Raw genomic sequence first — 12,925 nt, 5'->3', positions numbered from 1 at the left:
ACTGCCCGATTTACAGCATTTTCCTGATTACGTAGTGCAGGATGCCGTCGTTTTCGTAGTAGGTCAGCTCATTGCCGGTATCGATGCGGCAACGAGTGTCGATCACCTCCTTGCGCCCGTCGGCATAGGTGATATGTACCGGCACCGTCTGGCCCGGCTGCAGCTGTTGCAGGCCGCCGACGCTGATCTGCTCGTCCCCGGTCAGCCCCAGCGTTTTGCGCGTCACGCCCTGCGGGAACTCCAGCGGCAAAATGCCCATGCCGATCAGGTTGGAGCGGTGAATGCGCTCGAAGGATTCGGCGATCACCACCCGCACGCCCAGCAGGCGCGGCCCTTTCGCCGCCCAGTCGCGGCTGGAGCCGGAACCGTACTCTTTACCGGCGATCACCGCCAGCGGCACTTTCTCCTGCTGGTACTGCATGGCGGCGTCGTAGATAGACAGTTGCTGCTGCGACGGAATATGGCGGGTATAGCCCCCCTCCACGCCAGGCACCATTTCGTTGCGGATGCGGATGTTGGCGAAGGTGCCGCGCATCATCACTTCGTGGTTACCGCGGCGCGAACCGTAGGAATTAAAGTCCTGCGGCGCCACGCCGTGCTCGCTCAGGTAACGCCCCGCCGGGCTGTCGCGCTTGATGTTGCCCGCCGGCGAGATGTGGTCGGTGGTCACCGAATCGGCCAGAATCGCCAGAATGCGCGCGTCCTTGATGTCCTGCACCGGATCCGGTTTCACCTTCATGGTGCTGAAAAACGGAGGATGGCGGATATAGGTAGAATCCTCCTGCCATTGATAGGTCGCCGAACCGGTCACCTGGATCGCCTGCCAGTTGGCGTCGCCATCGAACACTTCGCCGTATTCTTTGTGGAACATCTCGGTGCGCACTTCTTCCACCGCCTGAGCAATGTCCTGGCTGCTCGGCCAGATGTCCTTCAGGTAGACCGGTTGACCGTCATTGCCCTCGCCCAGCGGCTCTTTGGTCAGATCGATCTTCATGCTGCCCGCCAGCGCATACGCCACGACCAGCGGCGGTGAGGCCAGCCAGTTGGTTTTCACCAGCGGGTGGATGCGCCCTTCGAAGTTACGGTTGCCCGACAGCACCGCGCCCACGGTCAGATCGCCCTCTTTGATCGCCTGCTCGATAGGATCCGGCAGCGGCCCGGAGTTGCCGATACAGGTGGTACAGCCATATCCCACCAGGTTGAACCCCAGTTCTTCCAGATAAGCGGTGAGCTTGGCGCTGTCGAAGTAGTCGGTCACCACTTTGGAACCCGGCGCCAACGACGTTTTTACCCAAGGCTTGCTGCGCAGCCCTTTCTTGACGGCGTTTTTCGCCAGCAGGCCGGCCGCCATCATCACGCTCGGGTTGGAGGTGTTGGTGCAGGAGGTGATCGCCGCGATCACCACCGCGCCGTCGTGCAGCTCGTGCTGCTTCCCATCCAGCGTAAAGGGTTTGCTGTCTGCCTTGGTCTTGTGGCCGCCGATATCCAACTCGGTAGCGGCCCTGAACGCCTGCGGCACATTCGGCAGCGCGACGCGATCCTGCGGGCGTTTCGGCCCGGCGAGGCTGGCCTCGACCGTCGACATATCCAGCGCCAGCGAGCTGGTGAATACCGGCTCATCCCCCGGGTTGCGCCACATGCCCTGCGCCTTGGCGTAGGCTTCCACCAGCGCGATTTGTTCGGCGCTGCGGCCGCTGAGTTTCATGTAGCCGAGCGTGACGTCATCTACCGGGAAGAAACCGCAGGTGGCGCCGAACTCCGGCGACATGTTGGCGATGGTCGCCCGGTCCGCCAACGGCAGATCGGCCAGGCCGTCGCCGTAAAACTCGACGAACTTGCCGACAACGCCGTGCTTACGCAGCATTTGGGTGACCGTCAGCACCAGGTCGGTGGCGGTAATGCCCTCGCGGAGCTTGCCGGTCAGCTTAAAGCCGACGACGTCCGGGATCAGCATCGACACCGGCTGGCCCAGCATCGCCGCTTCCGCTTCGATACCGCCGACGCCCCAGCCGAGAATGCCCAGGCCGTTGATCATGGTGGTGTGAGAATCGGTGCCCACCAGCGTATCCGGATAGGCCACGCGGCGACCGCTTTCGTCACTGTGCCACACCGTTTGGCCGAGGTATTCGAGGTTGACCTGGTGGCAGATGCCGGTGCCCGGCGGCACCACGCGGAAACGGTTGAAGGCTTTCTGCCCCCAGCGCAGGAAGGTGTAGCGCTCGTGGTTGCGCTGCATTTCGATACGCACGTTGTCTTCGAAGGCGTTGTCATCGCCGAATTCATCGACGGTAACCGAGTGGTCAATCACCAGATCCACCGGCGACAGCGGGTTCACCTGGTCGACATTGCCGCCCAGCCGCCGCACCGCTTCACGCATCGCCGCCAGATCCACCACCGCCGGAACGCCGGTAAAATCCTGCATCAGCACGCGCGCCGGACGGTAGGCGATCTCACGGTCAGCATGGCCGGTTTGTAACCAGGCGACGATGGCCTTGAGGTCGTCAACCTGCACGGTATCGCCATCCACATGGCGCAGCAGGTTCTCCAACAGCACTTTCATTGATTTCGGCAACCGGTCGATATCACCCAGCTGCTTCGCCGCCAGCGGCAGACTGTAGTAGTAATATTCGCTATTCAGCGCAACCAGCTTATCCAGACTTGTTTCACGAAGATCGGACGACATAGCTCCTCCATTTCTTATTGTGATTAAAACAGGGTAATCAGTGAGGTCTTGTTTAAAGATACCACAAAGATAAGTTAACGTTTTGATAACAACACGATTTGATCACAGCGATAGGTGAGAACAATCAAGAAGAAGGAAGTGCGAGCGCAGCCAAGGGGTTAGGCCACGCGTCAACGAAAACGCCGCAACGAGGCGGCGTTTTGGCAGCGAAAATCTCGCGGCTTTAGCGGGGTTTGCGCACCAGGCGGCGACATACTGTGAGCACAACTGCAGCAATGATAGCAGAGACACCCAATTTAATGGCAATGACAGCCGAGTCGAAACTATTCATCCCTATTTCACCATCACCGCTAATTTCTATGTTGTTGGAAACGAAGCTGTCGAAAATTCCGTCTGGCAGGTAGCGCAACAACAAAAAGGTTAGCAACAAGAACAGAACAATCCAGAGACTTTTTTTCATTGTGATACCACGCATTTACTGTAATCAGGCTCGCCTTGAACATCTATACGACCGTACGCCATCAGCCCTCGACCTCCAGGCACTCTCACCTTTCTACGTCTTAGCAGCGCATCCCGAAGGATCTGGAAATCACTCGATAAATCAGCGTAGTTAAGCCTGCATATCTGCATAACGTTGAATTTCCATACTCAATTATCCGAACGTTTTGCAGTCTACTTAGAGGCTAACGGGTTGAAAAGAGGACGGCGGCTTTTCAGGATGATCCTGAGAAACAAGGAAGGTGCGGGTTTCCGGGCTAAAAAAACCCGGTTTAGCAGGCGCCTAACCGGGTTTGATTTGATATCGTCAACGATTACTTAATCGGCAGCTTGATGTCCTTGAACATCGCTTCAATTTCTTCGTTGGAGCGCAGCGCCACTGCGCTGTCGACCACGTCGCGCGTCAGGTGCGGCGCGAAGCGCTGAATGAAGTCGTACATGTAGCTGCGCAGGAAGGTGCTGCGGCGGAAGCCGATTTTAGTGGTGCTGTAGGTGAAGATATCGCGCGCATCCACCGTCACCAGATCCGGATCCTGCACCGGATCCACCGCCATGCTGGCGATCACCCCTACCCCCAATCCCAAACGAACATAGGTTTTAATCACGTCGGCGTCAGTGGCGGTAAAGACGATGCGCGGCGTCAGGCCGGCGCGGTTGAAGGCGGTGTCCAGCTCCGAGCGACCGGTAAAGCCGAAGGTGTAAGTGACGATCGGGTAAGCCGCCAGTTCTTCAATGCTGATGCTGCTTTTGCCCGCCAAAGGATGATCGGGCTTCACCACCACCGCACGGTTCCAGTGGTAGCACGGCAGCATGATAAGATCGTCATACAGGTGCAGCGCTTCGGTGGCGATGGCGAAATCTGCGGTGCCCTTGGAGACCGCTTCGGCGATCTGCGTCGGCGAGCCCTGATGCATGTGCAGCGAGACACGCGGGTAACGCTCAATGAAGCCTTTGATCACGTTAGGCAAGGCGTAACGAGCCTGGGTATGCGTGGTGGCGACGTACAGCGAGCCTTTGTCCGGGTAGGTGTGTTCACCGGCGACGGCCTTGATGGCGTCTACCTTGGACAGCACTTCACGCGCGATGCGAATGATTTCCTGGCCGGCCGGGGTGACCTGGGTCAGGTGCTTGCCGCTGCGGGCGAAAATCTGGATGCCCAGCTCATCTTCGAGCATGCGCACCTGTTTGCTGATGCCGGGTTGAGAGGTATAGAGCCCTTCTGCCGTCGAGGAGACATTCAGGTTGTGGTTAACCACTTCCACAATGTAACGAAGCTGCTGCAATTTCATATCTTATACCATCCTAGGTTAAACACTGCGGCTTACCCGCAGCCAGGTATATCGGTGTCGCCCCGGTATGCTGAAACTCACAAGCCATAAACCCCGTGTTCTACCCTGATGGTGAAGAAAACGCCGTTGTTAATAAGCTTTAATAATAAAAAAACTTTTTATATAACCACTATACCACGATGCAGCTTCAAGTATAGATCCGCGTCACACTATGATAACGATTATTTTGCATGGGTATCAACGTGAAACGGCGGTGTCGGAGGGATAAAAACAGCAAAGGATAGATCCGTTTGCCCCTTTTCACCAATAAAAAAACCAGCCGCCAGGGCTGGTTTTTCATCTTGCGGGCAGGACATCGGCCTTACTTCTTGCCTTCGACCCACTTGCCGTCCACGTAGAACGCGGACCAACCGGTCGCCTTGCCGTCTTTTTCAGAGGAGACGTACTGCTGCTTGGTTTTACGGCTGAAACGCACCAGCGTTTTGTTGCCTTCGGCATCCGCCACCGGCGCATCGGCCAGGTAGCGCAGTTTCTCCGGCAGACGATCCTTGAAGCGAGCCAGTTCTTCCACCAGCGGCGCGCGGGTCTCGCGCGATTTAGGGAAGGTGTTGGCCGCCAGGAACACGCCGGCAGCGCCGTCACGCAGCACGAAATAGGCGTCGGACTTCTCGCACGGCAGCTCCGGCAACGGCACCGGATCTTCCTTCGGCGGCGCGACATCGCCGTTACGCAGGATCTTGCGGGTGTTTTTGCAGTTCTCGTTGGTGCAGCCCATGTACTTGCCGAAACGCCCCATTTTCAGGTGCATTTCCGAGCCGCACTTGTCGCACTCCACCACCGGGCCATCATAGCCTTTCAGACGGAACTCGCCCTCTTCGATCTCATAGCCGTCACACGCCGGGTTGTTACCGCAGACGTGCAGCTTGCGCTGGTTGTCGATCAGATAGCTGTCCATCGCCGTACCGCATTTCTGGCAGCGGCGGCGGGCGCGCAGCGCGTTGGTTTCCGCGTCGTCGCCTTCGAGGATGTTGAGCACTTCCGCTTCCGGCACCAGGTTGATGGTGGTTTTGCAACGTTCCTTCGGCGGCAGCGCGTAGCCGGAACAGCCGAGGAACACGCCGGTGCTGGCGGTACGGATGCCCATCTTGCGGCCGCAGGTCGGGCAGTCGATGCTGGTCATCACCATCTGGTTAGGCCGCATGCCGCCTTCTTCCGGATCCTTCTCCGCCGTTTCAAGCTGCTCGCTGAAGTCGACGAAGAATTCGTCCAGCACCGCTTTCCACTCGGCCTGGTTGTTGGCGACCTCATCGAGGCCGTCTTCCATGCGCGCGGTGAAGTCATAGTTCATCAGCTCGCGGAAGTTCTCTTCCAGACGATCGGTGACGATCTCACCCATTTTCTCGGCATAGAAACGGCGGCTTTCCACTCGCACATAACCGCGATCCTGAATGGTCGAGATGATGGAGGCGTAAGTGGACGGACGGCCGATGCCGCGTTTCTCCAGCTCTTTCACCAGCGAGGCTTCGCTGTAACGCGCCGGCGGCTTGGTGAAGTGCTGGCTCGGGATCAGTTTCTGCAGATCCAGCTCGCTGCCGATTTCGACGAACGGCAACGTGCGATCTTCATCGCCTTTGCGCAGGGCCGGCATCACCTTGGTCCAGCCGTCAAAGCGCAGCGTACGGCCCTTGGCGCGCAGCTGATAATCGCCGGCTTTCACCGTCAGCGTGGTGGAGTCGTATTGCGCCGGCGTCATCTGGCAGGCGACGAACTGACGCCAGATCAGCTGATACAGTTTCTGCGCGTCCGCTTCCATGTCTTTGAGCTGTTCGGCGAGCACGTTCACGTCCGAAGGACGGATCGCTTCGTGCGCTTCCTGCGAATTCTCTTTGCTGCTGTACTGATTCGGCGCCTTCGGCAGGTATTTATCGCCGAAGTTGTCGCCGATGTAGCCACGCACCATGTTGAGCGCATCCTGGCTCAGGTTGGTGGAGTCGGTACGCATATAGGTGATGTGACCGGCTTCATACAGCCGTTGCGCCATCATCATGGTTTTCTTCACGCCGAAGCTCAGGCGGGTGCTGGCGGCCTGTTGCAGCGTGGAGGTAATGAAAGGCGCGCCCGGCTTGCTACTGGTCGGTTTGTCTTCGCGATCCAGCACCGTGTAGCGGGCTTTTTCCAGCAACTTGACCGCGGCGTGCGTCTGCTCGCGGTTGACCGGCTTGAACGGTTTGTCGTGCGCATGGGTCACTTCCATCTGCAGCGCGGTTTCACCCTTCGCCAGCAGATCGGCATGCAGCTCCCAGTACTCTTCCGGCACGAACGCCTTGATGTCGCGTTCGCGCTCAACCACCAGACGCACCGCCACCGACTGTACGCGGCCGGCGGACAGGCCGCGGGCGATTTTTTTCCACAGCAGCGGCGAGACCATATAGCCCACCACGCGGTCCATAAACCGGCGCGCCTGCTGCGCGTTGACGCGGTCAATGTTCAGCTCGCCCGGCTGTTTGAACGCCTGTTGGATCGCGTTTTTGGTGATTTCGTTAAACACCACGCGGCTAAAGCGTTTGTCATCCCCACCGATCACTTCCCGCAGGTGCCAGGCGATGGCTTCCCCTTCGCGGTCAAGGTCGGTTGCGAGATAAATGTGGTCGGCGTTTTCCGCCAACGATTTTAACTCGGCGACCACTTTTTCTTTACCCGGCAGGATTTCATAATGCGCTTTCCAGCCGTGGTAAGGGTCGACGCCCATGCGATTTACCAGCGCCGCCTTCTCATCTTTTTTAACTTTTTTCTTGGCTTTGTCTTCGGTTGAGTCAGCGCTCTTTTTGCTGGCTGAGCCACTGGTCGGCAAATCACGGATATGACCGACGCTGGACTTCACCACGTAGTCACTTCCTAAATATTTATTAATAGTTTTGGCTTTTGCCGGGGACTCAACTATTACGAGAGCTTTACCCATATTTACCTTTACCTAATTTATTTCTTCTAAAAAGAAGTCTTTTATCTCGCCGTGCCGCGGCAATTCGTGTCTCTTTTTTTATATTGCGGCAGTCTGGCAAGAGATCAACAGATTTTTTTCTTTTGGTTGCCCAACTGCTCAACCTGAACGCAAGTTGTTGATCCTGCCTGCTATTCACCCATGCCCCAGAAGTATGGCTGCGTGATTTTTATTCATGGCGTAAACAAAACCTTCCACCCGACGCCGCAAAATCCCACACTGTACCTGATAAAAAGCGTCACGCAACCTAATTAGCACGGAAAGGCAGATTTCGCCAACCGGCCGCCGCCCATGGCCATCCAGACGGCAAATAAACCTTAGTCGGTTTGCGGATAAAAGCGAACCGGCGTTAGAATATGCGCAGCGTTTTTTGTTTGGAGTCTAATAAATGCACAAGAATACTGCACCTATCGGCCGCGAGGCCCTGCTGGCGGAAGCAAATAACATTATCCGCCAACACGAAGATTATCTGCACGGCATGATCGCCACCGACGTTGAACAAAAAAGCGGCGTTTTAGTTTTTCGCGGCGAATACTTTTTAGATGCCGATGGATTGCCCACCGCCAAAACCACCGCCGTATTTAATATGTTTAAACATTTGGCTCACCTGCTTTCGGAAAAATACCATTTGGTCGATTGAGAAAACAAAACGGGGGCGCCTGGCCCCCGTTGATTCCTGCTCTTCTCGCCTTACAACAACGGCTTTTCCCCGCGCTGCCACCAGCGCAACAGCAAACGATCGACGCTTTCCGCCGCGCTGCCGGTGAAACGATCCATCAAACGTTTACGACGCGCATAGCGCACGGCGATCACTTCGTGGTTATCCAACTCGGCGATCAACAAATCGTCGCTGGTGCCGATGGCGTCGATCAGGCCTTTCTCTTTGGCCTGGGTCCCGAACCAGTGCTCACCGGTGGCGACGCTGTCGATGTCCAGCGACGGGCGCTGCTCGTGCACGAAGCGTTTGAACAGCTCGTGCGTTTCGTTCAGATCTTCGCGGAACTTCTCGCGCCCCTGCTCGGTATTTTCACCGAACAGCGTCAGCGTACGTTTAAACTGCCCGGCGGTATGCAGCTCCACGTCGATGTCGTTCTTCTTCAGCAGGCGGTGGAAATTCGGGATCTGCGCCACCACGCCGATGGAACCGATGATGGCGAACGGCGCCGCCACGATGCGATCCGCGACGCAGGCCATCATGTAGCCGCCGCTGGCCGCCACTTTATCCACCGCCACCGTCAGGCGGATGCCGCCTTTGCGCAAGCGCTCCAGCTGCGAAGCCGCCAGGCCGTAGCCGTGCACCACCCCGCCCGGGCTTTCCAGACGCAGCAGGACTTCATCCTGCGCCGAGGCCACCGCCAGCACCGCGGAGATCTCTTCGCGCAGCGACGTCACCTCGTGCGCATCCATGCTGCCCTTGAAGTCCAACACGTACAGGCACGGCTTGGCCACTTCCACCGCGCCGGATTTGGCGCGCTGCTTCTTCAATTTGTCATCAGATTTGGTCTGCTTCTTGAACTGTTTCAGCCAAACCTTTTGCTCGGCAGTATCCATACGCGCCAGGCGCATATCGCGCTGCATTTCGCGATACTGCTCACCGAGATCGGTCAACTGCAGCTCCCCTTTCTGACGGCTCTTGCGTTGCCCCAGACTGACCGCCAGGATGGCCAACGCGGCGATGGCGAGCACCACCGTGGCGACCTTGGCCAGAAACAGGCCATAAACAGATATAAACTCCACAGATTCCGCCTTTATTTACAGGTTGTTAGTATGATTCTTTCCATTTTAGCCAACCGCAGCGCCTGCTGTCGCGGCTAAATGAAAATTCATTGCGTTCTGCACGTCACTATGGGGACGATTCAAGGCCGAACCAAGCCGCCGCCGCGCCGCTTTTGTTACAAAAGAATGTCATTTCAGCCTGCTACGCATTGAAAATGCGTACGGATTAAGGCATATAACACCCATTATTCATCAATATGATGAGACAGATTCGCTGCGCGGCCCGCAGAAGGTCGAGCTCTCGCTCCCGCCCTGGCCGCGCGTTTCACCCTTGCTCCCCACGATACGCGGGAGAACAGCCACCCAGGCGAGGATTTATCGTGCATTACCAACCCAAACAAGATCTACTCGAACAACGCATTATTTTGGTCACCGGCGCCGGAGACGGCATCGGCCGCGAAGCGGCGCTGACCTACGCTCGCTTCGGCGCCCAGTTAGTGCTGCTGGGACGCACCGAGAGCAAACTGCTGGCGGTACAACAAGAGATCGCGGCCCAGGGCGGCGCCCCGGCCCTGGTGGTCACGCTCGACTTGCTGCACGCCACGCCGAAGCAATGCCGGCAGATAGCCGACGATCTGGCGCGCCAAATTCCGCGCCTGGACGGCGTGCTGCACAACGCCGGCCTGCTGGGCGACATTGCGCCGATGGCCGACCTGTCGATAACCATGTGGCAAGAGGTGATGCAGGTTAACGTCAACGCCACCTTTATGCTGACTCAGGCGCTGCTGCCGCTGCTGCTGAAATCCCACGCCGGGTCGCTGGTGTTCACCAGTTCCAGCGTCGGGCGCACCGGCCGCGCCGACTGGGGCGCTTATGCGGTGTCGAAGTTCGCCACCGAAGGCATGATGCAGGTATTGGCCGATGAATACAAAAATCGTAATTTGCGGGTAAACTGCATCAATCCGGGCGGAACTCGCACCAAAATGCGCGCATCCGCCTTCCCGCACGAAGACAAAAACAAGCTGAAAACCCCGGCTGACATCATGCCGCTGTACCTGTATCTGATGGGCGAGGACAGCCGGCGAAAAACCGGCATGAGCTTCGACGCCCAGCCGAACCGCAAACCCGGCGCGGCCGAATAATAAGGAGCGTTTCATGGCGGAAGATCGTCATCAACAGCGCCAGCAGCGCCTGAAAGAACAGGTCGATGCACGCATCGCCGCGGCGCAGGACACCCGCGGCCTGCTACTGGTGTTTACCGGCAACGGCAAAGGCAAAACCACCGCCGCCTTCGGCACCGTCACCCGCGCGGTCGGTCACGGCATGCGCGCCGGGGTGATCCAGTTCATCAAGGGCGAGTGGCCCAATGGCGAAAAGAATCTGCTGCAGCAACATGGCGTTGAATTTCAGGTGATGGCTACCGGCTTCACCTGGGAGACGCAGAACAAGGCAGGCGACACCGCCGCCTGCCAGGCGGTGTGGCAGCACGGCAAACGCATGCTGGCCGACAGCGGCCTGGATCTGGTGCTGCTGGACGAAGTGACCTACATGTTGACCTACGGCTATCTGGAGCTGGAAGAGCTCAAAGAAGCGCTGCGGCAGCGCCCTGCGCACCAAACGGTGATACTGACCGGGCGCGGTTGCCATCGCGAGCTGCTGGAAATGGCGGATACGGTTACGGAGATGCGGCCGGTGAAACACGCGTTCGACGCGGGCATCAAGGCGCAACAGGGGATCGATTGGTAACAAAACGTTCTGGCCCCGAACGGGGCCAGAATGACGGGATTAGCTGCGTTTGCTCGGTTTGCCCGATTTACTCGGTTTGCTGCCCGGCGCACTGCGACGGCCGCTACCGGCCACCTGCGAGTGACGCTTGACCGCGCGACGGATTTGGTTAGCCTTCACGCGGCGGCGCTCACGCTCCACCGGCATCTTGCTGACCGTTTCCGGTTTCAATTCAACCAGCTCGCGCAGGTAGTTGATCGCCGGCAGATCCAGCTCGGCCCAGCCGCCGCGCGGCAGGCCTTTCGGCAGATCGATATCGCCGTAGCGTACGCGGATCAGGCGGCTCACCTGCACGCCCACCGCTTCCCACAGGCGACGCACTTCACGGTTGCGGCCTTCGGTCAGGGTCACGTTGTACCATTGGTTGAGGCCTTCACCGCCCTGGAAGCTGATGGTGCGGAACGCGGCCGGGCCGTCTTCCAGTTGCACGCCTTTGCTCAGCTGCTTCACTTTCGCATCGTCGACCTGGCCAAACACGCGCACCGCGTACTCGCGTTCCACTTCACGGCTTGGGTGCATCAGACGGTTGGCCAGTTCGCCATCGGTGGTGAACAGCAGCAGACCAGAAGTGTTGACGTCCAGTCGCCCTACCGCCACCCAGCGCGAACCGCGCAGCTTCGGCAAGCGATCGAACACCGTCGGGCGGCCTTCAGGATCGCTGCGGGTACACAGCTCACCTTCCGGTTTGTAGTAAGCCAGCACGCGGCAGACCACCTCTTCGGACTCTTTGATCGACAGGACATGACCATCCAGACGAATTTTCATCGCCGGGGTCACTTCAACGCGATCGCCCAGCTTGGCGACCTTGCCGTCGACGCTGACGCGCCCGGCTTCAATCATGGTTTCGATTTCACGACGCGAGCCGTGCCCGGCGCGCGCTAATACTTTCTGTAACTTTTCGCTCATTGAGCAACCTCTAATGTCGCCTTCACAGGCGTCGGGGGGATAACCGCCGCGGCCAATCGCCGCAACGGTAATAATACGTTTATCAAGATCGAACCGCGCATTATACAGGCTTTCTAAGGTGTTGAAACCCACTTTATCGGCGGTGCCCCCAAGCGGCGTTCACGGCGCCAAGAAGTCCTCCACCGCCCTCAGCACCGCGTCGGGCCGTTCCAGAATGCCGAGGTGAGTGCGGGCCTCTTCTAAACGCGCCACGGAGAAAAACGGCCGCTCGGCGGCAAATGCCTGCTGTTGCCGCAGATAGTCATCGCGGCGATCCAGCGAGTAAATATGCCGGCACGGCGGCGGCGCGCTCATTCCCGCCAGGCGTTGCAGCGGCGAGCCGAACTGCCGGTAGGCCTGTTCGATGGCCACGCCGGCGGCGCGCCAGAGCCGGTCATCTTCCTGCGCCATCTCGACCTCCAGATGGCATTTGACCCGATCGTGGCGGATGCCGCCCTGCCAGAAGTCGAACAAGGCGTCGCGCGCCGCCAGCCACTGCTGCGGCTGCTGCATGCGGCTCACCGCCGCAAAGAACGCTGGCTCCGGCTGCGTCATGATCCAATCGAGAAACACCATGCCCTGCACCTGCTGCGGCAACGCCTCGGCCAACGCCACCGCCAACCAACTGGCGTGCGCCACCGACAGGGTGATCACGTTGTCCAAACGCAGCGCCGTCAGCAATTGGCGCACATCCTCCAGCAAATCGTCCGCCGTCAGCGACATCTCCGCCGCTTTTGACGACAGGCCGTGGCCACGCCAATCGATGCTGATCGTCCGATAACGGTCGGCCGCCAGCGCGATGAACGGCTCAAACACGGTTTTCGGTTCGCACCAGCCGGGCAGCAACACCAACGTGAGCGGCCCTGAGCCGATATCCTGATAATCGAGCGTCATGTTGGCACTGTGAAATGCGGTCATATTACCTCCTGCACGTCTCTCCCCGACCCGTTCGGGAATTACCGACGGGCTAAGGGTGACAGCGCAGCAGGTCGTGATCTATTGAAGTTCGTG

At 58.6% G+C, this 12,925-nt stretch carries 11 protein-coding genes; 3 read left to right on the top strand and 8 right to left on the bottom strand.

Annotated features, from left to right (window positions below; translation table 11 throughout):
- Positions 1-10 precede the first annotated feature (10 nt).
- The 5 genes from acnA to topA form a co-directional block, all read right to left on the bottom strand.
- Positions 11-2,683, bottom strand: coding sequence for an aconitate hydratase AcnA (acnA, locus tag ACJ8M3_RS04630; RefSeq protein WP_089197118.1), 2,673 nt, complete (start codon positions 2,681-2,683; stop codon positions 11-13).
- A 223-nt stretch (positions 2,684-2,906) separates the two neighbouring features.
- The gene (locus ACJ8M3_RS04625; protein WP_050440103.1) at positions 2,907-3,143 is read right to left on the bottom strand and encodes a hypothetical protein; all 237 of its coding nucleotides are present in this window, start codon (positions 3,141-3,143) and stop codon (positions 2,907-2,909) included.
- Between the two features lie 352 nt (positions 3,144-3,495).
- Entirely contained in the window at positions 3,496-4,470 is a 975-nt protein-coding gene (gene cysB, locus ACJ8M3_RS04620; RefSeq protein WP_004930690.1) for an HTH-type transcriptional regulator CysB, read from the bottom strand.
- 221 nt (positions 4,471-4,691) lie between these two features.
- Entirely contained in the window at positions 4,692-4,826 is a 135-nt protein-coding gene (locus tag ACJ8M3_RS04615; RefSeq protein WP_255201708.1) for a hypothetical protein, read from the bottom strand.
- Positions 4,827-4,831: 5 nt separating this feature from the next.
- Positions 4,832-7,429, bottom strand: coding sequence for a type I DNA topoisomerase (topA, locus tag ACJ8M3_RS04610; RefSeq protein ID WP_015378045.1), 2,598 nt, complete (start codon positions 7,427-7,429; stop codon positions 4,832-4,834).
- Between the two features lie 427 nt (positions 7,430-7,856).
- Here topA and ACJ8M3_RS04605 point away from each other — a divergent pair, with 427 nt between their 5' ends.
- Positions 7,857-8,108, top strand: a complete 252-nt coding sequence (locus tag ACJ8M3_RS04605; RefSeq protein WP_033650243.1) for a YciN family protein — start codon at positions 7,857-7,859, stop codon at positions 8,106-8,108.
- A 50-nt stretch (positions 8,109-8,158) separates the two neighbouring features.
- Here ACJ8M3_RS04605 and sohB read toward each other — a convergent pair whose 3' ends face one another.
- A complete protein-coding gene (sohB, locus tag ACJ8M3_RS04600; RefSeq protein WP_033650242.1) occupies positions 8,159-9,205 on the bottom strand; it encodes a protease SohB in 1,047 nt (348 codons plus the stop codon).
- A gap of 359 nt (positions 9,206-9,564) precedes the next feature.
- Between sohB and ACJ8M3_RS04595 the strand changes: the two genes are divergently transcribed.
- Complete coding sequence (locus ACJ8M3_RS04595) at positions 9,565-10,326, top strand: YciK family oxidoreductase (protein WP_089197119.1); 762 nt, start codon at positions 9,565-9,567, stop codon at positions 10,324-10,326.
- A gap of 13 nt (positions 10,327-10,339) precedes the next feature.
- Complete coding sequence (gene cobO / locus ACJ8M3_RS04590) at positions 10,340-10,930, top strand: cob(I)yrinic acid a,c-diamide adenosyltransferase (protein WP_033643265.1); 591 nt, start codon at positions 10,340-10,342, stop codon at positions 10,928-10,930.
- 39 nt (positions 10,931-10,969) lie between these two features.
- On the opposite strand, the gene rluB is transcribed toward cobO, so the two are convergent.
- A complete protein-coding gene (gene rluB, locus ACJ8M3_RS04585; protein WP_033643266.1) occupies positions 10,970-11,875 on the bottom strand; it encodes a 23S rRNA pseudouridine(2605) synthase RluB in 906 nt (301 codons plus the stop codon).
- Positions 11,876-12,034: 159 nt separating this feature from the next.
- Entirely contained in the window at positions 12,035-12,832 is a 798-nt protein-coding gene (locus ACJ8M3_RS04580) for an alpha/beta fold hydrolase (RefSeq protein WP_089197120.1), read from the bottom strand.
- Positions 12,833-12,925: the final 93 nt, after the last annotated feature.

Source organism: Serratia sp. CY55921 (assembly GCF_052167655.1).
In the GTDB taxonomy this organism is placed as follows: Bacteria; Pseudomonadota; Gammaproteobacteria; order Enterobacterales; family Enterobacteriaceae; genus Serratia; species Serratia ureilytica.
Note: the sequence above shows the minus strand (reverse complement) of the source record. Positions and strands in the feature narration are given on the sequence as shown.

Bases quoted from the DNA above. Each gene is read 5' to 3' on its own strand.
- ACJ8M3_RS04605 (WP_033650243.1), top strand. From the start codon at position 7,857: ATGCACAAGAATACTGCACCTATCGGCCGCGAGGCCCTGCTGGCGGAA.
- ACJ8M3_RS04615 (WP_255201708.1), bottom strand. From the start codon at position 4,826: ATGTCCTGCCCGCAAGATGAAAAACCAGCCCTGGCGGCTGGTTTTTTT.
- acnA (WP_089197118.1), bottom strand. From the start codon at position 2,683: ATGTCGTCCGATCTTCGTGAAACAAGTCTGGATAAGCTGGTTGCGCTG.
- topA (WP_015378045.1), bottom strand. From the start codon at position 7,429: ATGGGTAAAGCTCTCGTAATAGTTGAGTCCCCGGCAAAAGCCAAAACT.
- rluB (WP_033643266.1), bottom strand. From the start codon at position 11,875: ATGAGCGAAAAGTTACAGAAAGTATTAGCGCGCGCCGGGCACGGCTCG.
- ACJ8M3_RS04580 (WP_089197120.1), bottom strand. From the start codon at position 12,832: ATGACCGCATTTCACAGTGCCAACATGACGCTCGATTATCAGGATATC.
- cobO (WP_033643265.1), top strand. From the start codon at position 10,340: ATGGCGGAAGATCGTCATCAACAGCGCCAGCAGCGCCTGAAAGAACAG.
- ACJ8M3_RS04625 (WP_050440103.1), bottom strand. From the start codon at position 3,143: ATGAAAAAAAGTCTCTGGATTGTTCTGTTCTTGTTGCTAACCTTTTTG.
- cysB (WP_004930690.1), bottom strand. From the start codon at position 4,470: ATGAAATTGCAGCAGCTTCGTTACATTGTGGAAGTGGTTAACCACAAC.